Below are 24,176 nucleotides of genomic sequence, written 5' to 3' on the forward strand. Positions count from 1 at the left end.
TCGGTCACGCCGCGCGGAACTTGGGCACGCCCTGGTTCTCGTCGATCTCCGGGATGATCCGGTACCGCGCGAGAATCAGGCTGAACAGGCCGAACAGCAGGAGGCCGGCCGCCGTCACATTGAACAGCCACCCGGTCCCGGCGAGCGAGGCGACCGCCTCGCCCAGCGTCTTGACGTTGGAGGCGCCGCTCGAAAAGAACCCCGCCTGCACCAGCGACCAGCCGATGACGACATAGACCACGCCGCGCGCGGCAAAGCCCGCCCCGCCGAGCCAGCGCGTCGCATCGGGTGCCTGCGGCGAAACGCGGCGCATGAACTTGCCCGTGATCGCCTTTTCCGCCTGGTTAAACGCCCCAATGAAGAAGGCCAGGCCGAGCAGGCCCAGCGCCACCCCGCCGAATTCGACCGAAAGCACGCCCGCCGCAGCGCCGCTCGCGCCGTCGCCGCCCGAGGGCGATCCGGTCGCGACCTTGTAGGCGGTCCAGGCGAGCGCGAGGTGGGCGATGCCGCTGCCCGCATGGCCGATCCGCTTGCCCCAGTCCTTGGCGTCGGAGCCGTTGTTCTCGATGTCGAACAGGGGCGAGGCGAAGCGGAACAGGGCATAGGCGGTAAGCCCCACGACCAGCACCCAGAGGAGCGGCGTGCCGCCGGGGAATTCCTCGACCGCGTCGAAGATGCCGTCCGTGCCCTGCCTGATCGCGCCCGCGCCGGTCAGCGCGAGCAGCCCGAGCACGAAATAGAGCACCGCGCGCGAGAAATAGCCCACGCGCACCAGCCAGTTGAACTTTTCGGACTTGTCGACCACGCCGCTACTCTCCCGTTGGTTGCCGTCTACGCAAACCAACGGTGCCTGCGGCGCAATCGTTCAGACAATCGCGCCGGAGCGAATGCCCTCACACGTTGAACTTGAAGACCATCACGTCGCCGTCCTGGACGAGATACTCCTTGCCCTCCTGCCGCAGCTTGCCCGCCTCGCGCGCGGCCGCCTCTCCGCCGAGCGCGACATAGTCCTCGTAGGCGATGGTTTCGGCGCGGATGAAGCCCTTTTCGAAATCGGTGTGAATTTCGCCCGCCGCCTGCGGGGCCCTGGCGCCGTCGGGGAAGGTCCAGGCGCGCGCTTCCTTGGGGCCGGCGGTGAAGAAGGTCTTGAGACCGAGCAGCGTGTAGCCCGCGCGGATGACACGGGCGAGGCCGCTTTCGGAAAGGCCGAGGCTGTCGAGATATTCGGCGCGGTCCTCGGCCGGCATGGCGACGAGTTCCGCCTCGATCGCGGCCGAGACGACGACCGCCTGCGCGCCCTCGGCCGCGGCCTTGGCGAAGACCGCTTGCGACATGGCATTGCCCGTGGCCGCCTCGTCCTCGGCGACGTTGCAGACATAGAGCACGGGCTTGGCGGTGAGCAGCTGCGCCTGTCTGAAGACCCGCGCTTCCTCCTCGTCCTTCGGTTCGGTGAGGCGCGCGGGCCTGCCTTCGCGCAGCAGTTCGAGCGCCTGCCCGAGCACGCTGGCGGTGATCTTCGCCTCCTTGTCCCCGCCGGTCGCGCGCTTGGCCGCGGCGGGCACGCGCTTTTCGAGGCTTTCGAGGTCGGCCAGCATCAGTTCGGTCTCGACCACCTCCGCATCGGCGATCGGATCGACCTTGTTCGAGACGTGCTGGATGTCGTCATCCTCGAAGCATCTCAGCACATGTACGATCGCGTCGACCTCGCGGATGTTGCCGAGGAACTGGTTGCCGAGCCCTTCGCCCTTGCTCGCCCCCTTCACCAGGCCCGCGATATCCACGAAGGCCAGCTGGGTCGGCACGACCTTCGCGCTTTTCGCGATCGCTGCGATCCTGTCGAGCCGTTCGTCGGGCACGGCGACCTGGCCGACGTTGGGTTCGATCGTGCAGAAGGGGTAGTTCGCGGCCTGCGCGGCCTGCGTTTCTGTCAAAGCGTTGAAAAGGGTGGACTTGCCCACATTGGGAAGGCCCACGATCCCGCACCGGAAACCCATCTCGTCTCGTCCTCGCGTGTGTCCTGTGTCCGCCCGTCGATGCGCCGGTCGGGAAAGTGGCGATCGGCGCCGGCCCGACAGAGGCGGATCAGGTTGCCGGCCGGGTCGGCGAGGCGCGCCCCGCGTCGGCCCCGGCTTTCATCAACAGGGTCCTTGGTGAATGTGAGGCCAGCCTCTTTGAGGCTTGCGACCGTCGGGTCAAGCTCTTCCGTTCCGAAACGGGCGATGGAGTCGGATCCCGCGACGCCGGAGGCCCTAATCCTCGACGCTCTTCAACTGTCGGGCGAGTTCGTCGATGTCGGCATCGGGCGTTATGATGCGCCATTGGCCCGGCGTGCGGCTGTCGACGAGGACGACGCCGTTCTTGGGGCAGATGTCGAGGCATGGGACCTCGACCAGCCCGAGCGAGGCCTTGCGCCCCTTCTTCGCGCCGAGCGCGGACTTGAGCGCCTTGCGGAAGGTTTCTTCCTTGCGCCCGAAGGTCAGGCCGCGTTTCTTCGCCTTCTTGCCGCATTTTCCGCAGACGAGGATGGCGTGGCTCCAGTTCGATCGGATTTCGGTTTTCATGTCGCCCCACCAACGTATGGGGGCGGGGCGAGTTGCAAATCGATCGCGGCACCAGGGGCGCCCTCAGCCCTGCTGGCGCAGTGCGACGTCGCTCATGAAGCGTGCGTCGTCCCCTTGCGCCAGCCAGTGCGCCTCGCTCGCCATCGCGCCGAGCATGGCCGCCAGATCGTCCTGTTCGGCCTTGGCGTAATTGCCGAGGACGTGGCCGGTCACCCGCTCCTTGTGGCCCGGATGGCCGATCCCGATGCGCACCCGCCGGAACTCGGGACCGAGATGCCGGTCGATCGAGCGCAGGCCGTTGTGCCCCGCGGTCCCGCCGCCGCGCTTCACCCTGACCTTGAAGGGTGCAAGGTCGAGCTCGTCGTGGAAGACGGTCAGCGCGCCAGGCGCGAGCTTGTAGAAGCGCATCGCCTCCCCGACGCTGCGGCCGCTTTCGTTCATGAAGGTCGCGGGTTTCAGCAGCAGCACCTTTTCGCCGCCGATCCGTCCTTCCTGGACCCATCCGGTGAACTTCTTCTGCACCGGGGCGAAATCGTGCAGGTCGGCGATGACGTCCATCGCCATGAAGCCGACATTGTGCCGGTGGAGCGCATATTGCGGTCCGGGATTTCCGAGGCCAACCCAAATCTGCATGGGCGCGGCTTTAGCGTCTCGCCCCGCGCTCTCAAACAAAAACGCCGGGTCGGTTTCCCGGCCCGGCGTCCCTGGTGATCTTTCGGATCGACGGGAAGGGGAGGCTTATTCGCCTTCGTCCCCTTCGCCGCCCTGTTCGGTCGCTTCGACTTCGTCGGCAGCCGGTTCGCCCTCGGCCGCAGCCGCGCCTTCGCTCTTCTTGAGCGCGGACGGAGCGACGAGGGTCGCGATGGTGAAGTCGCGGTCGGTGATCGCGCTCTCGCTGCCATCGGGCAGGGCGATCTCGCTGATGTGGATCGAATCGCCGACTTCCTTGCCGGTCACGTCGATCTCGATCTCGCTCGGGATCCTGTCCGCCTCGCAGACGAGGTCGAGTTCGTGGCGCACCACGTTCAGAACGCCGCCCTTCTTGAGGCCGGGAGCCTTTTCCTCGTTCGTGAAGACGACCGGGACCTGCACCTCGACCTTGGAATCCCGCGACAGGCGCAGGAAGTCCGCGTGCAGCGGGCGGTCGGTGACGGGGTGGAGCGCGACATCCTTGGGCAGGGTGCGGACGGTCTTGCCGCCGAGTTCGATCGTCACGATCGAGTTCATGAAGTGGCCGGTGCCCAGTTGCTTGACCAGTTCCTTCTCCTCGACGTGGATCGCCGTGGGTTCTTCCTTTCCGCCATAGATGACGGCGGGAATCCGGCCTTCGCGGCGAAGTGCTCGGGAGGCTCCCTTGCCAGCCCGTTCGCGCGCCTCGGCCGGCAGGGTGAGAGCGTTGCTCATGATGTCTGCCTTTCGAATGCGTTGTATGAGTGTGGTCAGCGGCGCCGCGCCTCCAGGGATGACCATGGCGCCGAAGGGCGGCCCGTTACAGCGCGCGAGGCCGCTTGGCAAGGCGTTTCGCTGGAGGCGGGGGCGCCGTTCAGCGCAGCGGCGTGACGCGGTAGCCCCGTTCCTCCAGGAGCGCGGCGAGCCCTTCCGGGCCGACCACGTGGGCCGCGCCCACCGCGACGAGCGGGCGCGCATCGCTTTCCAGCGCGGCGAGGACCGGATCGAGCCAGGCCCGGTTGCGGGCGACGAGCAATGCCTCGCGCAGGCCTGGGTCGGCGAGGATGCCGGTCTCGCTCGCCTCGACCAGCGCCGCCTCGTCCCCGGCGAGCCACGCCTCGCGCAGCCGCGCGGGGTCGGCACCGATCACGCCCTCACCCGTATCATCCGCCTCGCCCGCCCCGGCGACCACTTCGCGCAGCAGGTCGCGCTGGTCGGCCTCGGACAGCGTGTCGAACACCGCGAGCTGCGCCGCCGCGCCCTCCAGCTCGCGCACCTCGCGGCCTTCGAAAGCGGCGATCACGGCCCGGTCGACCCCGTGCGCGGCGCTGCCGCCGGATTGCGTCCGGGCGAGCATGAGCGCGGCGGCCCAGGTCTCGATCCGGGCACTGTCGCGCCCGCCGATCCCCGCCTCGTCCATCAGCGCGGCGAGATCGGGCCGCAGGCTCGGCGCGATCCGCTGCGGGAGCGGGGGCAGGCCGGTGCTGGTGGCGAGCCGGGCAAAGGTCCGTTCGATCGCGCCGCGGTCCTCGAGGCCGGCGATCTCGACCAGGAGCAGCTCCGCCTCCTCCAGTGCCCGCCCGATCGGGGCGGTGCGCCAGCGCGTGCCTTCGGGAAGGGCGTGGATCGTGCCGAACAGCCAGCCACGCGCCGCCCCGTCGCTCGAAGCGATCTCGTAGATCAGGGGATTGGCGGGCGGGGCGGGTTCCGCCTCGCGTTCCTCCCCCGAACAGGCCGCAAGGGCAAGGCTCGCCGCCAGCAGGACGCCTGCCGCCAGGGTCCGGAGGAACGCCATCGCCCCCGGCGCCCCCGGCGCCCCCGCGGCCATGGTCGCGCCCGTCACTGGACCCGCGCGGTCTCGATGCCCTTTTCGGCGAGATAGTCCTGCACGCTGTTCTCGCCCGCGAGGTGGCCCGCACCGACCGCGACGAACACCGTGCCCGGTTCGGCGAGGCGTTCCTCGATCCACTCGGCCCAGTTCGCGTTGCGCCGATAGAGCAGCGCCTCGGCCAGTTCGGGATCGTCGAGCCCCTCGTTCATCATCTCGGCGAGCGCATCGGCATCCCCCTCGACCCATTCGGCGACCATCGCGTCGAGCTCGGACTTGACGTCTTCCACCCCCTCGGCCGCCGAAATCATGAAGGCGACCTGCTGTTCCAGCGGCAGGCTGTCGAAGAGATCGAATTGGTATTCCGCCGTTTCGAGTGCCTCCTGCGGCTTCTCCCCGGCCTTGGCGAGGACGATCTTCTCGACCCCGCTGTCGGGCGAATAACCCTGCTGCATCAGCGGGATCATGGTCAGCGAAAGGCCGACCGTCCACGGCTTGAGCTGGTCGAAGGCGGCAGCGGGCACGCCGATCTTGCCGAGCGCGGCCTCGTAGGTCGCGGTCTGTTCCTCGTCGAGCAGCGAGCGCAGCGTGGTCCCCTCGGGAAGCTGGCCGCGCTCCATGGCGATCTGCTGCATCGCCGCTTCGCTGCCCGGGTCCATCCGGATCTCGGTCACGATCGTGTCCGCCTCGGCCAGAGCGGCGGCGATTTCGGGATCGTACCACTTCACCTCGGCGGGCAGGACGTGGACCGTGCCGAACAGGTAGATCGTCGTGTCCTCGTCCGAAACGCTCCACAGCGCGGGGCCTTCGGGACCGGCGGGAAGGTCGGCGGCGGGCGGCGCGGTGTCCCCGGCGATCGCGGGAACGCCCGCGAACAGGGCAAAGGCGGCGGCGGAGGCGGTGAGGAGCGGCTTCATGTTCATGGATTCGGTTCCTTTCGGGACGAGGGTCCTAGCGAGCGAAGTTGACCATTGGTTGAACGCGCGCACGGCGCAAGAAGAGGGCGACGGCCGCAGGGCCGGATCATCGCCGCGCCCCGTCGTCGAAGATGTCCTCGATCCGCAGCTCGAACAGGCGGGCGATGCGGAAGGCGAGGGGGAGGGAAGGGTCGTGCCTGCCGGTCTCGATCGCGTTCACCGCCTGGCGCGACACGTCGAGCCGGCCGGCCAGTTCGGCCTGCGACCAGTCGCGTTCGGCGCGCAGCACCTTGAGGCGGTTCTTCACGGGCGAAACCGGCCCCGGGCGGAGGCGGCGCCTGCCGGCAGGATACCGGTCGCAGGGCCGCTTCTGGCAAGGAGGTGGTCTGCCTGCCGGCGGCGCGCGCATGGGTTTTGGTCGATCTTGTTCATCCGCCCTCGACCTATTGCGTAGCATAATGTCAGGTTTGCATGACCATATGTCGCAGGCTCTTGACCAGGTCAAGGTGCCTTGCTCTCCAGCCTTTCGAACCCGACCCGCATCGGGCTTCGCGGTGCGCGGCACCCCCTCGCTCCACCTCATGCTGCGCCGCGGCATTGACGCTTTGCGGGGCTTGAGCCATGGGCGAGCGCCATGAGCGCCTCGCTGCATACGACGACAAGGACCGCCCGCGATCCCGCCCGATCGTTCCAGGACATGATCCTCACGCTGCACGATTACTGGGCGGCGCGCGGCTGCGTGATCCTGCAGCCCTATGACATGCGGATGGGCGCGGGCACGTTCCACACGGCGACGACGCTGCGCGCGCTCGGGCCGGAGCCTTGGAACGCCGCCTTCGTCCAGCCCTGCCGCCGCCCGACCGACGGGCGCTATGGCGAGAACCCCAACCGGCTGCAGCATTACTACCAATACCAGGTGATCCTGAAGCCATCCCCGCCCGACATTCAGGAGCTTTATCTCGGCTCCCTTTCGGTGATCGGGATCGATCCGCTCGCCCACGACATCCGCTTCGTCGAGGACGACTGGGAATCCCCCACGCTCGGCGCCTGGGGGCTGGGCTGGGAGGTCTGGTGCGACGGGATGGAAGTCACCCAGTTCACCTATTTCCAGCAGATGGGCGGGTTCGACTGCAAGCCGGTTTCGGGCGAGCTCACCTACGGGCTCGAAAGGCTCGCGATGTATATCCAGGGCGTCGACAACGTCTATGACCTCGCGTTCAATTCGGCCGGCGTGAGTTACGGCGACGTGTTCCTCGAGAACGAACGCCAGATGTCGAAATGGAATTTCGAGGTCGCCGACACCGACGGCCTGTTCGCGCTGTTCGCCAGGGCCGAGGCCGAATGCCGCAACGCATTGGCCGAGGGCGTGCCCATCGCCGCCTACGAACAGGCGATCGAGGCGAGCCACATCTTCAACCTCCTCCAGGCGCGCGGCGTGATCAGCGTGCAGGAACGCGCGAGCTACATGGGCCGCGTGCGCGACCTCGCGCGGTCGAGCTGCGAGGAATATGCGAGGATGATGGCCCCGCGCTGGGCCGGGCAATATCCGGAATGGAGCCTGTGATGGCCGATTTCCTGCTCGAACTGCGCTCCGAGGAGATTCCGGCCCGGATGCAGGCCGGGGCGAGAGCGGAGCTCGAAAAGCTCTTCCGCCGCGAGATGGAAGCCGCCGGGATTTCGGTCGGCGCGGTCACCGTCTGGTCGACCCCGCGCCGCCTCGCCCTGATCGCGCGCGGGCTGCCGGAACGGACCGAGGCCGTCCGCGAGGAAGCCAAGGGACCGCCCGTCGGCGCGCCGGACCAGGCGGTCGAAGGGTTCTGCCGCAAGAACGGGGTCACGCGCGACCAGCTCGAAGAGCGCAAGGTGAAGGGCCGCGCGACCTTCTTCGCCGTGATCGAGAAGCCGGGGCAGGCCGTCGCCGACCTCCTCGCCGCGTCGATCCCCGCGATCATCCGCGATTTTTCCTGGCCCAAGTCGATGCGCTGGGGCGAGGCGTCGATCAGCCCCGAAAGCACGCGCTGGGTGCGCCCGCTTTCCGGCATCGTCGCGCTGCTGGGGCAGGACGTCGTGCCCTGCATCATGGACGGCATCGCCAGCGGGCGCGAGACTATGGGGCATCGGTTCCATTCGTCCGGCCCGGTCACGATCGGCAGCGCCGAAGACTACGCCGCAAGGCTGCGCGAGGCGCGCGTCATCGTCGATCACGAGGAGCGCGCCGGGATCATCCGCGAGGGCGCGCGCAAGGCGGCGAAGGCGGCGGGCCTCGTGCTGGTCGAGGACGAGGGGCTGGTGGTCGAGAATGCCGGGCTGACCGAATGGCCCGCGCCCTTGCTCGGCCGGTTCGACGAGGCGTTTCTCGAAGTGCCGCCGGAAGTCATCCAGTTGTCCGCGCGGGTGAACCAGAAGTATTTCGTGTGCACTTCCCGAGTCCCGGCGAAGGCCGGGACCTCAGGCGATGGCGCGCAAACGCCCGAGGTCCCTGCCTCCGCAGGGACTCAGCCCTTGGCCAATGCCTTCGTATGCACCGCCAATATCGATGCGATCGACCCGGCGGTGGTGGTCGACGGCAACCGCAAGGTCCTCGCCGCACGGCTGTCCGACGCGCGGTTCTTCTGGGAACAGGACCAGAAGAAGACGCTTGCGCAGCACGCCGAGGGGCTGAAGCGGATCACATTCCACGAAAAGCTCGGCACGGTGGCGGACAAGGTCGAGCGCGTGGCGAAGCTGGCGCGGTGGCTGTGCGAGGAGGGGATCGTCAAAGATTCTCCCCTCCCCTCGGGGGAGGGGCCGGGGGTGGGGGGTGCCACGCCCGAAACGTCGAACCCCCATCCCCAACCCCTTCCCCCTGGGGAAGGGGCTTCCCTGGCCGACCTCGCCGAACAGGCCGCGCGTCTGTGCAAGGCCGATCTCGTCACCGAGATGGTCGGCGAATTCCCCGAATTGCAGGGGCTTATGGGCGGCTATTACGCGCGGGCCGAGGGGCTGCCCGACGAAGTCGCCGACGCGATCCGCGACCATTACAAGCCGGTCGGACAGGGCGACGAGGTGCCGACGGCTCCGGTGACGGTGGCGGTGTCGCTGGCGGATAAGTTGGATACGTTGGTCGCTCTCAATCTTGTCGGAGAGCAGGCTACTGGTTCCAAGGATCCTTTCGCTCTTCGTCGAGCAGCCTTGGGCTTGGTCCGAGAAGTCCTCGAAAGCACACTTAGGCTGTCTTTAGGTGCTTTCATCATGGAAGCGTGGAGTCTGGCCATAAGGTCTTGGAATAAAAAGATCGCCGACCCGAACCGAAGCGCAGCAGTGGATTCTTTTTTGGAAGCCGAAGGCAGAGCTCGGAGCGGCGAATTTTCTGAGTTTATAGCTTCAGCGAGACCTGATTTTCTCGATGACGTTACGCCGAACTCGTTCCAGCTGAGCGAGGAATTCATTATCGACCGCCTCAAGGTCCAGCAACGCGAGGCAGGCGTCCGCCACGACCTGATCGACGCGGTCTTCGCACTCGGCGGCGAGGACGATCTCGTGCGCCTCCTCGCCCGCGTCCATGCGCTGCAATCCTTCGTCGAGACCGAGGACGGGGCGAACCTGCTCGCCGGCTACAAGCGCGCGGCCAACATCCTCAAGAAGGAGGAGTGGGACGCTGCCCCGCCGCGCGCGGAGGAACCGGTCGCCGAGACGAGTGAGGAAGACCCGCTCGCGCTGGCGGGCAAGCCCGAATTCGACGCGGCCTTCGGTCGCGGTGCGGCGCGCGGGGCGAGCGCGCTTTCCTATGAGCCCGAACCCGCCGAACGCGCGCTGATCGAGGCGCTCGACGCTGCCGCGCCGCAGGCCGCGCGGGCGGTGGAGGAGGAACGGTTCGAGGACGCGATGAAAGCGCTCGCCTCGCTTCGCGGCCCCATCGACGCCTTTTTCGACGAGGTCACGGTCAACGACGAGGATGCCGACAAGCGCAAAAGCCGCCTCGACCTGCTCGCCCGGTTCACCCGCGCGGTCGGGCAGGTGGCCGATTTCAGCCGGATAGAAGGTTGAAATGGCGCGTTTGATGCAACTCACCATGTCCGTTCCGGGACCGCGAACGGGCCGGGCCGCGAACCTCCCGGGCGTGGCCGCCCGGACCCGATGCCATCACCGGTCGCACCGTCACCCACCCGACAACAGGGAAAGCCGTTCATGAACACCGCCACCGCGCCGCAACCCGCCGACGATCTCGTCACCGTCTACCGCTTCGGCGGAGACGCGCCGCACGACGATCCGCGCCAGCGCGACAAGGTGGTGACCGGCGGCAAGGGCGCGAATCTCGCGGAGATGGCGAGCATCGGCCTGCCGGTGCCGCCGGGCTTCACCATCACGACCGAGGAATGCGTGCGCTACCTCCAGGCGGGCGAGGCCTTCCGCGAGGATCTCAGGCGCGAAGTGGCCGATGCGCTCGGCCATGTCGAACGGGCGGTCGGCAAGAGATTCGGCGATGTCGCCGACCCGCTTCTGGTGTCGGTCCGGTCGGGCGCGCGCGTGTCGATGCCGGGGATGATGGACACCGTGCTCAATCTCGGCCTCAACGACGAGACGGTCGAGGGGCTCGCCCGGGTGAGCGGGGACGAGCGTTTCGCCTGGGACAGCTATCGCCGCTTCATCCAGATGTATTCCGACGTGGTGCTCGGGCTCGACCACGGCCTGTTCGAGGAAGCGCTCGAGATCGCCAAGGAGGACGCGGGCTATTACAACGACACCGAGATGAGCGCGGACGACTGGCGCGCGCTGGTCGGCGAATACAAGCGGATCGTGCGCGAGGAACAGGACGAGCCCTTTCCCCAGGACGTGAACGACCAGCTCTGGGGCGCGATCGCGGCCGTGTTCCGCAGCTGGGATTCGGAGCGGGCGAAGGTCTATCGCCGCCTGAACGACATTCCGGCGGACTGGGGCACAGCGGTCAACGTGCAGGCGATGGTGTTCGGCAACATGGGCGATACCAGCGCCACCGGCGTCGCCTTCACCCGCGACCCTTCGACCGGCGAGAAGAGCTATTACGGCGAATATCTCGTCAACGCGCAGGGCGAGGACGTGGTGGCGGGGATCCGCACGCCGCAATACCTGACCAGGGCGGCGCGGGAGGCGGCGGGTGCCAAGCCGCTTTCGATGGAAGAGGCCCTGCCCGAGGCCTACGGGGAACTGGCGCGCGTCTTCGACCTGCTCGAAAGCCATTACAGGGACATGCAGGACATCGAATTCACCGTCGAGCGCGGGAAGCTCTGGATGCTGCAGACCCGTAGCGGAAAGCGCACCGCCAGGGCCGCGCTCAAGATGGCGACCGACATGGTCGAGGAAGGCCTGATCGACCGCGCCGAGGCGGTGCGGCGGATCGACCCGATGGCATTGGACCAGCTGCTCCACCCCACGCTCGACCCCGAGGCGGAGCGCAACGTGCTGACCACCGGCCTGCCCGCTTCGCCGGGCGCCGCGGCGGGCAGGATCGTGCTTGACGCGGACACCGCCGAGCAATGGGCGAACCGGGGCGACAAGGTGATCCTCGTGCGGGTCGAAACCTCGCCCGAGGACATCCACGGGATGCACGCGGCGCAGGGCATCCTCACCGCGCGCGGGGGGATGACGAGCCACGCCGCGGTCGTCGCGCGCGGCATGGGCCGTCCCTGCGTCTCGGGCGCGAGCGGCATCTCGATCGACCGGGCCGAACGCACGCTCAGGATCGGCTCTACCGAATTGAAGGAAGGCGACACGATCACCCTCGACGGCGGCAACGGTCAGGTCATGCTGGGCGAGGTGCCGACCGTCGAGCCCGAGCTTGCGGGCGATTTCGCGACGCTCATGGAATGGGCCGACGAGCTTCGGCGGATGCGCGTGCGCACCAATGCCGAAACGCCCGAGGACTGCCGCATGGCCCGCCAGTTCGGCGCGGAGGGCATCGGGCTGTGCCGCACCGAGCACATGTTCTTCGATGCGAGCCGGATCAAGGCGGTGCGCCAGATGATCCTCGCCGAGGACGAGGCGGGGCGGCGCAAGGCGCTGGAGCGGCTGCTTCCCGAACAGCGGGCGGATTTCAAGGCGATCTTCGAGGTGATGGCGGGCCTTCCCTGCACCATCCGCCTGCTCGACCCGCCGCTGCACGAATTCCTGCCGACCCGCGACGAGGAATTCGCCGAGCTTTCCGACGCGACCGGGCTCGGCGTCGACCACCTCAGGCGGCGAGCGAACGAGCTGCACGAATTCAACCCCATGCTCGGCCATCGCGGCTGCCGGCTCGGCATCACTTATCCCGAGATCTACGAAATGCAGGCCCGCGCCATCTTCGATGCGGCCTGCGCGGTCGAGGCCGAGAGCGGCGACGCGCCCCTGCCCGAAATCATGATCCCGCTGGTCGCGACGAAGAAGGAGCTGGCCTTGCTGCGCGCGCTGGTCGACCGGGTGGCGCAGGAGGTGTTCGAGGAGAAGGGCACGCGCATCGCCTATCTCGTCGGCACGATGATCGAACTGCCGCGCGCCGCGCTGCTCGCGGGGGAGATCGCCGAGGAGGGGGCCTTCTTCAGCTTCGGCACCAACGATCTCACCCAGACGACGCTGGGCCTCTCGCGCGACGACGCGGGGCGGTTCCTGGGCACCTATGTCGACAAGGGCATTTTCCCGCGCGATCCCTTCGTCAGCCTCGACGTGGACGGGGTCGGCCAACTGGTCGAGCTCGCCGCGCAGCGCGGGCGCGCGACGCGGCCCGAAATCAAGCTCGGGATCTGCGGCGAACACGGCGGGGACCCGGCGAGCATCCGGTTCTGCGAGGAGGTCGGGCTCGATTACGTCAGCGCCTCGCCCTATCGCGTGCCGATCGCCCGGCTCGCGGCTGCGCAGGCGGCCCTCAGGAACGGCCAGGTTCCCTCGACGGCCTAGGTTCCGGCAAGAGAACGCCGCCCGGTGAGGGTGACGATCTCGATCCGTTCGGGCACCTTGCCATCCGCGTCGGCAAGTTCGAGGAAAGCCGCACGAGCCCGCTCCCGCGCCGCGCGCCCGAGCGGCGGGGCGGCATCGGCGAGCGCGCTGCCGAGCCCCTGGTCGCGCAGATCGCTCACCAGCGTGTCGAGCGCGGAATAGCGCAAACTCAGCGCCTGCGTGTCGACCACCGGGTCCTTCCACCCAGCGCGCTGGAGCAGGCCGGGCGCGGCGCGGTGGTCGACCAGCGGGTGCATCCGCGCCGCCGGCCGGTCCGGTTCGGCCGCGAGCACGGCAGCGCGCAGGGCGGCAAGGCTCTGCCCGCCGACGAAGCTCGCGATGACGAGGCCCCCCGGGGCGAGCGCATTCCTGAGGTGGATGAGCGCGCCGGGCAGGTCGTTCACCGCATCGAGCAGGCCCAGCACGGCGATGAAGTCGAAGCCGCTTTCCGGCCACGGCGATTCGAGGTCGATCGCGTTGCCGTCGGCGATGCGCCCGGCGCTTTGCCCGAGGTAGTCCGAAAGCGGCGCGGGGCAGGGGCCCACCACCAGCGGGCGCGCGGGTTCGTGGCGGACGAAGGCGAGGCGTTCGACCATTTCCCCGGCCATGTCCTCCCACACGAACCGCGCCGCGCCCTCCCGCTGTTGACGGGCGAAAGCCCGCGCTAGGCGCAGCGCGCGGCGGCGGGGGCTGAAGATGCGGGGGACCTGTGCGGATGCCATGCCGCGCCTCCTGCCGCGCTTGCCTCTTCGCCGCAAGGCGTGCCAGACATGACGGCGGAGGGTCGCGAATGGGGAAGGGGTCGCTTCTTGCCGCGGGGCTGAGGCCGCTCGTCGATCTGGTCTATCCGCCGCGCTGCCCGCTGTGCGGGACGGCGGTGGTCGACCAGGGCGGGCTGTGCGGCGATTGTTTCGGCACGCTCGAGATACTGGGCGAACCGGCGTGCACTCTGTGCCGGCGGCCGCTGGCGAGCGCGCAGGCGGCGCGGCAGGACACCTGCTTCGCCTGCCGCGCCGACCCACCGCGCCATGCGGGGATATTCGCGGCGACGCTTTACAATGACGCCTCTCGCAGGTTGCTGCTGTCGTTCAAGCATGGCGGGAAGATCGCGCTTGCCGGGCTGATGGCGCGGCTGATCGGCGCGCGCCTGCCCGATCCTTCCCCGGGAGACGTGCCGCTGCTGGTTCCGGTCCCGCTCCATCGCTGGCGCATCTGGCAGCGCGGCTACAACCAGTCGGCGCTGCTCGCACGGGAATTGGCGCGGCAGGGGCGGGGCGAATTGATGGTGGACGCGCTCGTCCGGCGCAAGGCGACGCGCAGCCTCGGCGGGCTCGGGCGAGAGGAGCGCGAGGCCATGCTGGCGGGCGCGATCGCGGCCAATCCCGCGCGGGCACGGCGGATCGCGGGGCGCAGCGTGATCCTGGTCGACGACGTGCTCACCAGCGGGGCGACGAGCAATGCCTGCATCGACGCGCTGCTTTCGGCCGGGGCGAGCGAGGTGCGGGTGGCCTGCTTCGCCCGGGTGGTCGACGGACTCGGTGTGGGACGGGAGGGGGCGGGCGGAACCGGCGAAGGGCCCGGATGGAGGCGCAACGGGCCGGAACACACAACGCCCGAGGCCATGAAGACCCCGGGCGCCACGTGACGAAATGATCCGGGCCTGCTCCCCCCGGGGAACCACCGGCAGCCAACCCCCAAACGGGCTGCCGGGACCCTGTCCCTCATCGTTCAACCGGGCCGGCCGACACCCCGCTGTCGGCCCTGCCCGGCCACCCCCTGAACCTGACGGTGCGCTTGATCAGCGGGCCGTCGGTATCCGGTGGCGGAGCCGTTGCCGACCCCGTGGGACCGTTCTTCCATTCCATTCAGCTTTCCGAAAGGTCCAAAACGAAAGCGAACGGATTTTCGTGCCGGTCTGTTGTTATCGTGCAACATGAACCGCTTGAACCGAGCGCTCGGCCGCGCCATGGCGGCGGGGAAAGGATGGCGCCATGGCCGAAGCGGGATTGACGAAAGAGGAACGCGAACACAGCGCCCGGTTCGCGCCGGCCTTCGACCGGGCGGGGCTGATGCCGGCGGTCGTGGTCGACGCCGGGTCGGGCGAGGTGCTGGTGCTGGCCTGGATGAATGCCGAGGCGCTGGCAAGGACGCGGGAGAGCGGGCGGGTGACCTTCTGGTCGCGCTCGCGCAGGGAGCTCTGGACCAAGGGCGAAACCTCCGGGAATTTCCTCGAGGTCGAGGAGATGCTGGTCGATTGCGACCAGGATGCGCTGGTGATCCGCGCCTGGCCGAAGGGCCCGGCCTGCCACACCGGCGCGCGCAGCTGCTTCTACCGGCGGCTCGATCCCGCCGCCCCGGACGAGACGGCGCTGTCGCCGCGGTCCTGACTTCGGGGGCGCTGTCGCGGGCCCTCTCGTGAAGGGCAATACTTGACGCTGACGTAAAGGGAAGGTAGGGAGCGGGGCATGGTAACCGCACCGGCCCGCAAGACCGCTTCGCCGACGACCGCGTCCAAGCTCCCTGCCGAAAGCGAGCAGCGCCGCAGCAGCGCGCATCTCGACCGGCCGGACAAGCACGCGCGCGAACAATATTCCATTTCGGACCTCACGTCCGAATTCGGGTGCACCGCGCGCGCCCTGCGCTTCTACGAGGACGAGGGCCTGATCAGCCCGGCGCGCGTGGGGCTCACCCGGGTCTATTCCAAACGCGACCGGGCGCGGCTCGCGTGGATCATGCGGGCCAAGAATGTCGGCTTCTCGCTTACCGAGATCCGCGAGATGATCGACCTCTACGACCTCGACGACGGCCGCGTCGAACAGCGCCGCGTCACGATCGAGAAATGCCGCGAGCATATCGCGAAGCTGAAGGCCCAGCGCGCCGACATCGATTCCTCGATCAGGGATCTCACCGAATTCGTCGCCGAGATCGAAAAACTCGACCTCGGCTGAGGAACACCCCCGAACCCCGCCACCCCGCTTACGAAGGGATCAAAGCGATGCCGACCTATACCGCCCCGACCCGCGACACGCGTTTCGTCGTCAACGAGATGCTCGACCTTGCCAGCTACGGCAACCTGCCCGGTTTCGAGAACGCCACGCCCGACATGATCGACACGGTCATCAACGAGGCGGGCAAGTTCTGCGCCGAGGTGCTCGCGCCGCTCAACCAGGTCGGCGACGAACATGGCTGCACCCGCCACGAGGACGGCTCGGTCACCACGCCTCCCGGTTTCAAGGAAGCCTATGACGCCTATGTCGAAAGCGGGTGGGGTACGATCGCCAAGCCCGTCGAATATGGCGGGCAGGGCCTGCCGCACGTGCTCGGCTTCGTGATCGAGGAATTCACCGGCACCGCGAACCAGGCCTTCGCGATGTACCCCGGCCTCACCAACGGCGCGACCGCCGCGATCGAGGCGGCGGGTTCGCAGGAACAGAAGGACATGTACCTGCCCAAGATGATCTCGGGCGAATGGTCGGGCACGATGAACCTGACCGAGCCGCATTGCGGGACCGATCTCGGCATGATCCGGACCAGGGCCGAGCCGAACGAGGACGGTTCCTATTCGATCACCGGGACCAAGATCTTCATCTCGGCGGGCGAACACGACCTCACCAGCAACATCATCCACCTCGTCCTCGCCAAGACTCCGGGCGCGCCCGACAGTTCGAAGGGCATCTCGCTGTTCATCGTGCCCAAGTACATTCTGGATGAAAACGGCGAGCCGGGTGAGCGCAACGGCGTTTCCTGCGGTTCGATCGAGAAGAAGATGGGCATCCACGGCAATGCGACCTGCGTGCTCAACTACGACGGCGCCAAGGGCTGGATGGTCGGCGAGGAAAACAGGGGCCTGGCCGCGATGTTCGTCATGATGAACGCGGCGCGGCTCGGCGTGGGCCTGCAGGGCCTCGCCCAGGCCGAGGTCGCCTACCAGAACGCCGTCACCTACGCGCTCGACCGGCGCCAGGGCCGCGCCCTGACCGGGCCGAAGGACACGCATGAGAAAGCCGATCCGATCTTCGTCCACCCCGACGTGCGCCGGATGCTGATGGACGCCAAGGTCTTCAACGAGGGGATGCGCGCGCTGTGCCTGTGGGGCGCCCTGCAAGTGGACCTCACGCACAAGGCCCAGACGCAGGAGGAGCGCGAGGAAGCCGACATGCTGATCGGCCTGATGACCCCGGTCATCAAGGGCTACGGCACCGACAAGGGCTACGACATCGCGAACAACATGCAGCAGGTCTATGGCGGGCACGGCTACGTCAGGGAATGGGGCATGGAACAATTCGTGCGCGATAGCCGGATCGCCATGATCTACGAAGGCACCAATGGCGTGCAGGCGATGGACCTGTGCGGCCGCAAGCTCCCGGCCAAGGGCGGCAAGGCGATCCAGAAGTTCTTCGCCGTGATCGACGAGGAAATCGCCAGCGTGAAGGGCGACGAGACCCTCGCCCCCATCGCCACCGCGCTCGAAAAGGCGCTGGGCGAGCAGAAGGCGGCGACCATGTGGTTCATGCAGAACGCGATGCAGAACCCCAACCACCTCGGCGCGGGCGCGCATCACTACATGCACATCATGGGCATCGTGACGCTGGGCTTCATGTGGCTCAAGATGGCGAAGGTCGCGCAGGACGCGCTCGCGGGGGATCCGTCGGACAGGGCGTTCTACGAGGCCAAGCTCACCTCGGCGGCCTATTACGCCGAACGCTGGCTGCCCGATGCGGGCGCGCTGCGGCGCAAGCTCGAGGCGGGCAGCGAGAACATGATGAAGCTGACCGAGGAAGCCTTCGCCACCGCCGCCTGAGGCGGACGCTTTCCGCGCAAGGAACAGCAAGGCGGCCACCCCGTTCGCGCGGGGTGGCCGCTTGCCTTTGCGCTTGCGAACGGGCGAGACGGGTTATTCGTGCATCTTCAGCATCCGCTGCGATCCCGCCTTGATCCGCGGGGCCGCGGCGGCGGCCGCCGCCACCCGTTCGGCAAGGGTGGTGCCCTTCGTCGCGCCCCGGCTCGCGCTGCGGGGAGGTGCGGGGGCTGCCGGGGGCGGCGGGGTCACAGGTACAACGGGTGCAGGGTCCGGCTGCGGGGCCGGGGGCGCTTCATGCGGTAGCGCGGCGGCGGGCGCAGGGGCAGCGACGGGAGCGGCGGGCGGCGCGGGCGCGGGCGCGGCGGCAGTCGGCTCGTCCGGGCCGGCAGCGGCGAGGATCTTCTCCGCCACCTCCTCGATCGAACCGACCACCAGCAGCGGTTGCCCCCCGACGATGCCGACGCTGGTCTGGCCGTTCTCGGCGGTCCGCAACCAGGCGACGTTCTCGGCCACGACGAGGTAATTCCCGCCGCGCGATTCGAGCTTGATGAATTTCATGGGCGCAGGTCCCGGCAGGCTAGATTCGAATGGGCCATGTCTCGCCCCGATGCCTAGCGCCAGCGGGTTAAGGAAAGGGCCAATCCGGCTCGAAGAATTCGCCCTGTCGCCGCGATTGGTGCCGCAGCCGCCGAGGATCAGGGCCGTTCGGTCCGGTTGAGCACCAGCAGCAGGCGCGGGCCGGGCGAGGTCGCGATCGGGGGCGAACGGTGGATCGCGGGGTGCTCGCTCGCCAACCGGCCCTTGAAGATGCCGACATCGCCCGCCGCCATCCGGTTGATCCGGCGCGGTTCGCCGCCTTCGCGCAGGCGCGCCGCGTCCGCGCTTTCGAGCCACTGCGTGCCCGGTCCGACATAGGTCGTGATCAGCCGGGCGACGACGTAATCGGCGTGGAACTTGCGGCAGGAATCGCTCGTGACGACCTCGAGCCGGAGTTCGAGGCGTTCGATCCCGAGCGCCGAGCAGAACAGCCCGGCCAGGAGCGAGACATCGTCGGTCAGGGCGCGGTGGAGATGCGGAGCGGCGAAGCCGTTCCGCGCGAGAGCCTGCGCGAATCGGTCCGCAAGAGCGGCGCGTTCGGTGTCGAAGCGGATATCGGCCGGTTCGCCAGCGAGAAGCGGGCTCCAGTCGATCACTGCACGGCGCTGCCAGATGGCGAGGTTGCTGTCCGCATCGCGCACCCGCCCGAGCACCGAGGGAGCGGTGGAAAGGACAGCCTGCGGGAGCGGCGCAGCGCTTTCGGGCGCGCATGGGGCAACCTGTTCGGAGATCATCGTCAATGCAGTGCCTTTGCGAGCTTGATGTAACGTTGTAACATCGCTAGCCCGATGCGACACGACTTGCAAGGACGCCATGAAAAACGCCGCCGGAACCCGCCTGCTCGATCGCTTCGGCATTGCCCTGTCGGGCCTTTGCCTCGTCCATTGCCTCGCCCTTCCGGTCGCGCTCGCCTTGCTCCCGGTGCTTTCGGCGAGCGCGCTCGGGCGCGTTGCGGAAGCGGAATGGCTCCACGCCGTCCTGCTCGTCCCGGTGGTGCTGGTAAGCGGGTGGGTGCTCGGCCGGCGGGCCATCGCCGTGCGCTGGCTCGGCCCGATCCTGCTGCTGGCGTTCGGCGCGATGGGGGGCGCGTTGCTCGTCGGCGAAGAATGGCAGGAACAGGCCCTGACCATCGGCGGGGCGAGCCTGCTGATCCTCGCGCACGCGGTCAACCTGCGCGCGCGGGCGCTCGAAGCCTAGCGCGCCGCCTGCGCCCTGCAGCGCCTATTCCACCGGCAGGAAGTCCGGCACCGAAAGATAGCGTTCGCCCGTGTCGTAGTTGAAGCCCATGATCCGCGCGCCTTCGGGAAGGTCGGGCAGCTTCTGCGCGATCGCGGCGAGCGTGGCACCGGACGAAATGCCGACGAGCATCCCCTCCTCGCGCGCGGCGCGGCGGGCCATTTCCCTCGCATCGTCGGCCGCGACGGCGATTGCCCCGTCGATCGCGTCGGTGTGGAGGTTGTCCGGGATGAAGCCCGCTCCGATGCCCTGGATCGGGTGCGGGCCGGGCTCTCCGCCGTTGATGACGGGGGAGGCTTCGGGTTCGACCGCATAGGCCTTGAAGGAGGGCCAGACCTTCTTCAGTTCTTCGGCGCAGGCGGTGAGGTGGCCGCCGGTGCCGACGCCGGTGATCATCACGTCGATCGGGGACTCCGCGAAATCCCGCAGGATTTCCTGCGCCGTGGTGCGCGCGTGCACGGCGACGTTCGCGGGATTCTCGAACTGGGCGGGGCTCCACGCGCCCTCGGTTTCCTCGACGAGTTCGGCGGCGCGTTCGATCGCGCCCTTCATGCCCTTTTCCTTCGGCGTGAGGTCGAAAGTCGCGCCATAGGCGAGCATCAGGCGGCGCCGTTCGACCGACATCGATTCGGGCATGACGAGGACCAGCCGGTAACCCTTGACCGCGGCGACCATGGCCAGCCCGATCCCCGTGTTTCCGCTGGTCGGCTCGATGATGGTCCCGCCGGGCCTGAGCTTGCCCGAAGCCTCCGCGTCCTCGACCATGGCGAGCGCGATGCGGTCCTTGATCGAGCCGCCGGGATTGGCGCGTTCGGACTTCACCCACACCTCGTGATCGGGGAAAAGCCGCGACAGGCGGATGTGGGGGGTGCCGCCGATGGTTTCGAGGATATTGGCTGCTTTCATGTCAGGCCTCCTGTGTTTTCTTGTCCGGTTCGCCTTCTAGCAGGTCCGCGGGCGGATCGAAGGTCCTGGTCGTGACGAGCACGGGGAACAGCCGCGCCCACAGCGCGACCGTCGCGACCGCTCCCGCTCCGCCGGCGACGACCGCGGCGACGGGGCCGATCAGGAAGGCGAGCGTGCCGGAGAAGAAATCGCCGCCTTCGTTCGACGCGCTGATGGTGAGCAGGCTGACCGAGGACACGCGCCCGCGCTTGTCGTCGGGGGTGTGGAGCTGGATCAGGGACTGGCGGATATAGACGCTGAACATGTCCGCCGCGCCGACGATGACGAGCATGGCAAGCGAAAGCGGCATCGAGGTCGAAAGCCCGAACACGATGGTGGCGAGCCCGAACACCGCAACCGCGCCGAGCATCTTTGGCCCGACATCGGAATGGATCGGGCGGAAGGAGAACCACGCCGCGGTGATCGCCGCGCCGATGGCGGGGGCCATGGCGAGCTGGCTGAGCCCGGTTTCGCCCACCTCGAGGATGTCGCGCGCATAGACCGGGAAGAGCGCGGTGGCGCCCGCCAGGAAGACCGCGGCAAGGTCGAGCGTGATCGCCCCCAGCACCATCTTGTTGTTCACGACATAGCGCAGCCCGTCGATGATCGCGCCGATCGGCCGCTGGTCCTTGCGCACCGCGGGCTGGGGCACGCGCGAGATGAAGGAAAGGGCGGCAGCGGATACCGCGAACAGGCCGGCGGCGACCGTGTAGGGCAGGTGCGGCTCGATCGCGAAGAGGTAGCCGCCGATCGCGGGCCCGCCGATCATGCCGACCTGCCACGCGATCGAGGACAGGGCGATGGCCGTCGGCAGGATCGCCCTTGGCACGAGGTTCGGGGCGAGGGCGGACAGAGCCGGTCCGGCAAAGCCGCGCGCCACGCCGAGCACGATGGCGACCGCATAGAGGATCGGCAGCCCGATCGCCCCGCTCGCCGTCGCCCAGGCGAGCACGCCCGCACAGGCGAGCTGCAAGAGCACGGTCAGCCGCCCCAGCGCGCGGCGGTCGAACCGGTCGGCGGCCAGACCGGAAAAAGGCGTCAGCGCGAACAGCGGCAGGAACTGGAACAGGCCGATTAGCGCGAGCTGGCCCGAGGCTTCCGGGATGCCCATCCCCGCATCGCGCGCGATATTGTAGGTCTGCCACCCGATGATCAGCATCATCGCATAGCCCCCCAGCGTCATGGCGAGGCGACTTACCCAGTAGGCGCGGAAATTGGGGACCCGGAAGGGGTGCGTGGCAGGATTCTCGGTCACGCCCTCGCCCATGACAGGCGCGGGCGAACCTGCCAAGCGAGCGCTGCCGGCAGGCATTCAGGCGCGGGCTTTCCCTGCATCAGGCCCCTGCCTTCGCAGGCACCCCGGGCGCGCCGGAAAGGGGGTCAACGCCCCCGGCGCAGGCGCGGATTGGGCTGCAGCGTGTCGATGATCGCGATGAAATCGTCGAGGCGGATGATCCGTTCAAACTGGAAGCCCGCGCGAACGTCGCGGGTCCAGATGCAATAGGCTTCGATCCGGCCCACGACCGGCAGGCGGATGATGATCCGGTCGCCGCGCGCCAGGCTGTGCGCGTCGTCCACCATGAAGCCGTGCGCCGACAGGTTGCAGACATGAAGGTTGAGGTCGCCGTGCTGGAAATGCTCGACGATCACCGGGAAATCGACCGGATGGCGCGCCGCGCGGCGCATGTCTGTAACGCTCAGATTCGCTCCGACGGACACGGCGCCCTTTCCTCCGCTGGATTTCGCGAGGCTTTCCTAATGGGAGATAAAGGCTGACATTTGGTAAAGCCCGAGGGTTACGTGGGCTTAACACTGTGCCCTGCGACCGCCCGATTTCAACGGGTTACCAGGCCATGCTTCTTCTTGCCGAGGCTCAGCCGCAGGCTCGTGCCCGCCGCTGGCAGAACGAGAAAGCCGGGGTCGCTCACCGTCTCCCCGTCGAGCTTCACCGCGCCCTCGGCGAGCTTGCGCTTCGCCTCGCCGCCCGAGGCGGTGAAGCCGATCTGCGTCAGCACCGCGCCGATCCGCATCCCTTCCTCGCCCACGGCAAGGCTAGGCAGGTCCTCGCCCGCGCCGCCCGCGAAGGTTTCGCGCGCGGTCGTCTCCGCCGCGCGCGCCGCCTCCTCGCCGCGCACCAGTTTCGTCACCTCGTTCGCGAGGACGATCTTGGCCGCGTTTATCTCCGCCCCCTCGAGCGCTTCGAGCCGCGCGATCTCGTCCAGCGGCAGGTCGGTGAACAGCCGCAGGAAGCGCCCCACGTCGCGGTCGTCGGTGTTGCGCCAGTACTGCCAGAAATCATAGGCGGGAAGCTGGTCCTCGTTGAGCCACACCGCGCCCGCCGCGGTCTTGCCCATCTTCGCCCCGTCGGCGGTGGTGAGCAGCGGCGTCGTCAGGCCGAACAGCTCGCGCCCTTCCATCCGCCGGGCGAGTTCCAACCCGTTGACGATGTTCCCCCACTGGTCGCTCCCCCCCATCTGCAAACGGCAATCATGGCGCCGCGCGAGTTCGAGGAAGTCGTAGGCCTGCAGGATCATGTAGTTGAATTCGAGGAAGGTCAGCGGCTGTTCGCGTTCGAGCCGGAGGTTCACCGAATCGAAGGTGAGCATCCGGTTGATCGTGAAATGCGGGCCGACATCGCGCAGGAGGTCGATATAGCCGAGGGTGGAAAGCCATTCGTCGTTGTTGACCATCACCGCGTCGCCCGGTCCCTCGCCGAAGGTCAGCAGGCGCTCGAACACGGTGAAGATCGAGGCGATGTTGGCTTCGATCACCTGCGGCGTGAGCAGCTTGCGGCTCTCGTCCTTGCCGGAAGGGTCGCCGATCTTGGTCGTGCCGCCGCCCATCACCACGATCGGCTTGTGCCCGGCCTGCTGCAGGCGGCGCAGCATCATGATCTGGACGAGGCTGCCGACATGAAGGCTCGGCGCGGTCGCGTCGAAGCCGATATAGCCGGGCACCACCTGCTTTGCCGCAAGCGCATCGAGCCCGGCGGCGTCGGTGACCTGGTGGATGTAGCCGCGCTCGTCCAGCAGGCGCAGTAGGTCGGAGGTGTAGTTGGCAGTGCCCGTGTTCATGGCGGGGGCGCTTATCAGCGCTTGCCGCGATCGCCTAGAGCCTTGCGCGCGGGCCTTGCGTGATGCGGGCGCTGTGGCATCAGGGGCGGAATGATCCCCCTGATGCTCCACCGCACCTGCGACCTCGGCCCGGTGCGCGCCGTCCTGGCCCGTGTCGCCGCGACCGAAACCGGTTGCGAGGCCGAATTCCGGCTCGAGGGCGGGCTCGGCGGCGTGGTCCTGCCCGGCGCCGGACCTTCGGTCCGCACCGACGATCTGTGGAAATCGACCTGTTTCGAGATCTTCTGGCAGGGCATCGGGGAAGAGGGTTACCGCGAATTCAACCTCGCGCCCTCGGGCCGCTGGGCCGCGTATGATTTCGACCGCTACCGCGAGGGAATGCGCGAGGCGCCGGTCGATGCCGTCGCAGTATCCTGCGCGCATTCGGCCAGCGACGGGGCGGGGGTGCTGGTGCTGAAAGCGAACCTCGCAGCCGATCTCGCCAGCCCGGCGCAGGTGGGGCTGAGCGCGGTGATCGAACACGCCTCCGGCGGCCTGCAGTACTGGGCGCTCGCCTTCCCGCCGGGACCGCCCGATTTCCATTCCGAAGCCTGCCGCCAGTTGATCGTCGAGCGCTAAGGC

The 24,176-nt window shown here is 68.2% G+C and carries 25 protein-coding genes; 9 read left to right on the forward strand and 16 right to left on the reverse strand.

The features are described from left to right. Window positions 1-4 precede the first annotated feature (4 nt). From BLU08_RS03120 to BLU08_RS03155, 9 genes are all read right to left on the reverse strand, one after another. Entirely contained in the window at window positions 5-805 is an 801-nt protein-coding gene (locus BLU08_RS03120; RefSeq protein WP_090195144.1) for a DUF1206 domain-containing protein, read from the reverse strand. A gap of 88 nt (window positions 806-893) precedes the next feature. Beyond that, window positions 894-1,994 (reverse strand): redox-regulated ATPase YchF, encoded by a 1,101-nt coding sequence (gene ychF, locus BLU08_RS03125; RefSeq protein ID WP_090195147.1) that lies wholly within the window; start codon window positions 1,992-1,994, stop codon window positions 894-896. Next, window positions 1,928-2,254 carry a VOC family protein gene (locus BLU08_RS15610; RefSeq protein WP_369816839.1) on the reverse strand — a complete coding sequence of 109 codons (327 nt, stop codon included), beginning with the start codon at window positions 2,252-2,254 and terminating at the stop codon, window positions 1,928-1,930. The genes ychF and BLU08_RS15610 overlap by 67 nt, the downstream gene beginning before the upstream one ends. After that, window positions 2,250-2,561, reverse strand: a complete 312-nt coding sequence (locus BLU08_RS03130; protein ID WP_090195151.1) for a hypothetical protein — start codon at window positions 2,559-2,561, stop codon at window positions 2,250-2,252. The genes BLU08_RS15610 and BLU08_RS03130 overlap by 5 nt, the downstream gene beginning before the upstream one ends. A gap of 63 nt (window positions 2,562-2,624) precedes the next feature. After that, entirely contained in the window at window positions 2,625-3,194 is a 570-nt protein-coding gene (pth, locus tag BLU08_RS03135) for an aminoacyl-tRNA hydrolase (protein WP_090195154.1), read from the reverse strand. A 105-nt stretch (window positions 3,195-3,299) separates the two neighbouring features. Beyond that, window positions 3,300-3,965, reverse strand: coding sequence for a 50S ribosomal protein L25/general stress protein Ctc (locus BLU08_RS03140; RefSeq protein WP_090195158.1), 666 nt, complete (start codon window positions 3,963-3,965; stop codon window positions 3,300-3,302). A 139-nt stretch (window positions 3,966-4,104) separates the two neighbouring features. Continuing rightward, window positions 4,105-5,025 (reverse strand): TraB/GumN family protein, encoded by a 921-nt coding sequence (locus BLU08_RS03145; protein WP_090200935.1) that lies wholly within the window; start codon window positions 5,023-5,025, stop codon window positions 4,105-4,107. 44 nt (window positions 5,026-5,069) lie between these two features. Further along, the gene (locus BLU08_RS03150) at window positions 5,070-5,981 is read right to left on the reverse strand and encodes a TraB/GumN family protein (protein WP_090195161.1); all 912 of its coding nucleotides are present in this window, start codon (window positions 5,979-5,981) and stop codon (window positions 5,070-5,072) included. 100 nt (window positions 5,982-6,081) lie between these two features. After that, window positions 6,082-6,282, reverse strand: a complete 201-nt coding sequence (locus BLU08_RS03155) for a helix-turn-helix transcriptional regulator (protein ID WP_090195164.1) — start codon at window positions 6,280-6,282, stop codon at window positions 6,082-6,084. A 390-nt stretch (window positions 6,283-6,672) separates the two neighbouring features. On the opposite strand from BLU08_RS03155, the gene BLU08_RS03160 reads away from it, so the two are divergent. The 3 genes from BLU08_RS03160 to ppdK all read left to right on the forward strand — a co-directional run bounded on the left by BLU08_RS03160 (window position 6,673) and on the right by ppdK (window position 12,863). Further along, the gene (locus BLU08_RS03160; RefSeq protein WP_172801053.1) at window positions 6,673-7,539 is read left to right on the forward strand and encodes a glycine--tRNA ligase subunit alpha; all 867 of its coding nucleotides are present in this window, start codon (window positions 6,673-6,675) and stop codon (window positions 7,537-7,539) included. After that, window positions 7,539-10,001, forward strand: a complete 2,463-nt coding sequence (glyS, locus tag BLU08_RS03165) for a glycine--tRNA ligase subunit beta (protein WP_090195170.1) — start codon at window positions 7,539-7,541, stop codon at window positions 9,999-10,001. Before BLU08_RS03160 ends, glyS begins: the two co-directional genes overlap by 1 nt. A gap of 141 nt (window positions 10,002-10,142) precedes the next feature. Continuing rightward, entirely contained in the window at window positions 10,143-12,863 is a 2,721-nt protein-coding gene (gene ppdK / locus BLU08_RS03170) for a pyruvate, phosphate dikinase (RefSeq protein WP_090195173.1), read from the forward strand. On the opposite strand, the gene BLU08_RS03175 is transcribed toward ppdK, so the two are convergent. Continuing rightward, on the reverse strand, window positions 12,860-13,624 hold the full coding sequence (locus BLU08_RS03175; protein ID WP_090195176.1) for a hypothetical protein: 765 nt from the start codon (window positions 13,622-13,624) through the stop codon (window positions 12,860-12,862). The genes ppdK and BLU08_RS03175 overlap by 4 nt on opposite strands. A 68-nt stretch (window positions 13,625-13,692) precedes the next feature. On the opposite strand from BLU08_RS03175, the gene BLU08_RS03180 reads away from it, so the two are divergent. The 4 genes from BLU08_RS03180 to BLU08_RS03195 all read left to right on the forward strand — a co-directional run bounded on the left by BLU08_RS03180 (window position 13,693) and on the right by BLU08_RS03195 (window position 17,703). Next, entirely contained in the window at window positions 13,693-14,547 is an 855-nt protein-coding gene (locus tag BLU08_RS03180) for a ComF family protein (protein WP_090195179.1), read from the forward strand. A gap of 346 nt (window positions 14,548-14,893) precedes the next feature. Then, on the forward strand, window positions 14,894-15,289 hold the full coding sequence (gene hisI / locus BLU08_RS03185) for a phosphoribosyl-AMP cyclohydrolase (RefSeq protein ID WP_090195182.1): 396 nt from the start codon (window positions 14,894-14,896) through the stop codon (window positions 15,287-15,289). Window positions 15,290-15,367: 78 nt separating this feature from the next. After that, window positions 15,368-15,850 carry a MerR family DNA-binding transcriptional regulator gene (locus BLU08_RS03190; protein ID WP_090195184.1) on the forward strand — a complete coding sequence of 161 codons (483 nt, stop codon included), beginning with the start codon at window positions 15,368-15,370 and terminating at the stop codon, window positions 15,848-15,850. A 47-nt stretch (window positions 15,851-15,897) separates the two neighbouring features. Continuing rightward, the gene (locus BLU08_RS03195) at window positions 15,898-17,703 is read left to right on the forward strand and encodes an acyl-CoA dehydrogenase C-terminal domain-containing protein (RefSeq protein WP_090195188.1); all 1,806 of its coding nucleotides are present in this window, start codon (window positions 15,898-15,900) and stop codon (window positions 17,701-17,703) included. Window positions 17,704-17,796: 93 nt separating this feature from the next. Here BLU08_RS03195 and BLU08_RS03200 read toward each other — a convergent pair whose 3' ends face one another. Both BLU08_RS03200 and BLU08_RS03205 read right to left on the reverse strand, forming a co-directional pair. Next, window positions 17,797-18,261: a hypothetical protein gene (locus tag BLU08_RS03200; protein WP_090195192.1), complete on the reverse strand. Its 465-nt coding sequence runs from the start codon at window positions 18,259-18,261 to the stop codon at window positions 17,797-17,799. 137 nt (window positions 18,262-18,398) lie between these two features. Then, a complete protein-coding gene (locus BLU08_RS03205; protein ID WP_233996142.1) occupies window positions 18,399-19,034 on the reverse strand; it encodes a DUF1826 domain-containing protein in 636 nt (211 codons plus the stop codon). 79 nt (window positions 19,035-19,113) lie between these two features. Between BLU08_RS03205 and BLU08_RS03210 the strand changes: the two genes are divergently transcribed. Further along, window positions 19,114-19,497: a MerC domain-containing protein gene (locus BLU08_RS03210; protein ID WP_090195199.1), complete on the forward strand. Its 384-nt coding sequence runs from the start codon at window positions 19,114-19,116 to the stop codon at window positions 19,495-19,497. Window positions 19,498-19,521: 24 nt separating this feature from the next. Here BLU08_RS03210 and cysK read toward each other — a convergent pair whose 3' ends face one another. The 4 genes from cysK to tyrS form a co-directional block, all read right to left on the reverse strand. Continuing rightward, on the reverse strand, window positions 19,522-20,442 hold the full coding sequence (cysK, locus tag BLU08_RS03215; protein ID WP_090195202.1) for a cysteine synthase A: 921 nt from the start codon (window positions 20,440-20,442) through the stop codon (window positions 19,522-19,524). A 1-nt stretch (window position 20,443) separates the two neighbouring features. After that, window positions 20,444-21,748 (reverse strand): MFS transporter, encoded by a 1,305-nt coding sequence (locus BLU08_RS03220; RefSeq protein WP_090195205.1) that lies wholly within the window; start codon window positions 21,746-21,748, stop codon window positions 20,444-20,446. Window positions 21,749-21,861: 113 nt separating this feature from the next. Then, window positions 21,862-22,200, reverse strand: coding sequence for a PilZ domain-containing protein (locus BLU08_RS03225; protein ID WP_172800969.1), 339 nt, complete (start codon window positions 22,198-22,200; stop codon window positions 21,862-21,864). Window positions 22,201-22,316: 116 nt separating this feature from the next. Beyond that, on the reverse strand, window positions 22,317-23,555 hold the full coding sequence (gene tyrS / locus BLU08_RS03230; RefSeq protein ID WP_090195213.1) for a tyrosine--tRNA ligase: 1,239 nt from the start codon (window positions 23,553-23,555) through the stop codon (window positions 22,317-22,319). Between the two features lie 102 nt (window positions 23,556-23,657). On the opposite strand from tyrS, the gene BLU08_RS03235 reads away from it, so the two are divergent. Beyond that, entirely contained in the window at window positions 23,658-24,173 is a 516-nt protein-coding gene (locus tag BLU08_RS03235) for a hypothetical protein (protein ID WP_090200938.1), read from the forward strand. The last annotated feature ends 3 nt before the right edge of the window (window positions 24,174-24,176 follow it).

The organism is Erythrobacter sp. HL-111 (assembly GCF_900105095.1).
GTDB lineage: Bacteria > Pseudomonadota > Alphaproteobacteria > Sphingomonadales > Sphingomonadaceae > Erythrobacter.

What these genes read in the sequence shown, in the direction of transcription:
- ychF (WP_090195147.1), bottom strand. Translation starts at nt 1,994, where the DNA reads ATGGGTTTCCGGTGCGGGATCGTGGGCCTTCCCAATGTGGGCAAGTCC.
- BLU08_RS03130 (WP_090195151.1), bottom strand. Translation starts at nt 2,561, where the DNA reads ATGAAAACCGAAATCCGATCGAACTGGAGCCACGCCATCCTCGTCTGC.
- pth (WP_090195154.1), bottom strand. Translation starts at nt 3,194, where the DNA reads ATGCAGATTTGGGTTGGCCTCGGAAATCCCGGACCGCAATATGCGCTC.
- BLU08_RS03140 (WP_090195158.1), bottom strand. Translation starts at nt 3,965, where the DNA reads ATGAGCAACGCTCTCACCCTGCCGGCCGAGGCGCGCGAACGGGCTGGC.
- BLU08_RS03145 (WP_090200935.1), bottom strand. Translation starts at nt 5,025, where the DNA reads ATGGCGTTCCTCCGGACCCTGGCGGCAGGCGTCCTGCTGGCGGCGAGC.
- BLU08_RS03150 (WP_090195161.1), bottom strand. Translation starts at nt 5,981, where the DNA reads ATGAACATGAAGCCGCTCCTCACCGCCTCCGCCGCCGCCTTTGCCCTG.
- BLU08_RS03160 (WP_172801053.1), top strand. Translation starts at nt 6,673, where the DNA reads ATGATCCTCACGCTGCACGATTACTGGGCGGCGCGCGGCTGCGTGATC.
- glyS (WP_090195170.1), top strand. Translation starts at nt 7,539, where the DNA reads ATGGCCGATTTCCTGCTCGAACTGCGCTCCGAGGAGATTCCGGCCCGG.
- ppdK (WP_090195173.1), top strand. Translation starts at nt 10,143, where the DNA reads ATGAACACCGCCACCGCGCCGCAACCCGCCGACGATCTCGTCACCGTC.
- BLU08_RS03175 (WP_090195176.1), bottom strand. Translation starts at nt 13,624, where the DNA reads ATGGCATCCGCACAGGTCCCCCGCATCTTCAGCCCCCGCCGCCGCGCG.
- BLU08_RS03180 (WP_090195179.1), top strand. Translation starts at nt 13,693, where the DNA reads ATGGGGAAGGGGTCGCTTCTTGCCGCGGGGCTGAGGCCGCTCGTCGAT.
- hisI (WP_090195182.1), top strand. Translation starts at nt 14,894, where the DNA reads ATGGCCGAAGCGGGATTGACGAAAGAGGAACGCGAACACAGCGCCCGG.
- BLU08_RS03190 (WP_090195184.1), top strand. Translation starts at nt 15,368, where the DNA reads ATGGTAACCGCACCGGCCCGCAAGACCGCTTCGCCGACGACCGCGTCC.
- BLU08_RS03195 (WP_090195188.1), top strand. Translation starts at nt 15,898, where the DNA reads ATGCCGACCTATACCGCCCCGACCCGCGACACGCGTTTCGTCGTCAAC.
- BLU08_RS03200 (WP_090195192.1), bottom strand. Translation starts at nt 18,261, where the DNA reads ATGAAATTCATCAAGCTCGAATCGCGCGGCGGGAATTACCTCGTCGTG.
- BLU08_RS03205 (WP_233996142.1), bottom strand. Translation starts at nt 19,034, where the DNA reads ATGATCTCCGAACAGGTTGCCCCATGCGCGCCCGAAAGCGCTGCGCCG.
- BLU08_RS03210 (WP_090195199.1), top strand. Translation starts at nt 19,114, where the DNA reads ATGAAAAACGCCGCCGGAACCCGCCTGCTCGATCGCTTCGGCATTGCC.
- cysK (WP_090195202.1), bottom strand. Translation starts at nt 20,442, where the DNA reads ATGAAAGCAGCCAATATCCTCGAAACCATCGGCGGCACCCCCCACATC.
- BLU08_RS03220 (WP_090195205.1), bottom strand. Translation starts at nt 21,748, where the DNA reads ATGGGCGAGGGCGTGACCGAGAATCCTGCCACGCACCCCTTCCGGGTC.
- tyrS (WP_090195213.1), bottom strand. Translation starts at nt 23,555, where the DNA reads ATGAACACGGGCACTGCCAACTACACCTCCGACCTACTGCGCCTGCTG.
- BLU08_RS03235 (WP_090200938.1), top strand. Translation starts at nt 23,658, where the DNA reads ATGCTCCACCGCACCTGCGACCTCGGCCCGGTGCGCGCCGTCCTGGCC.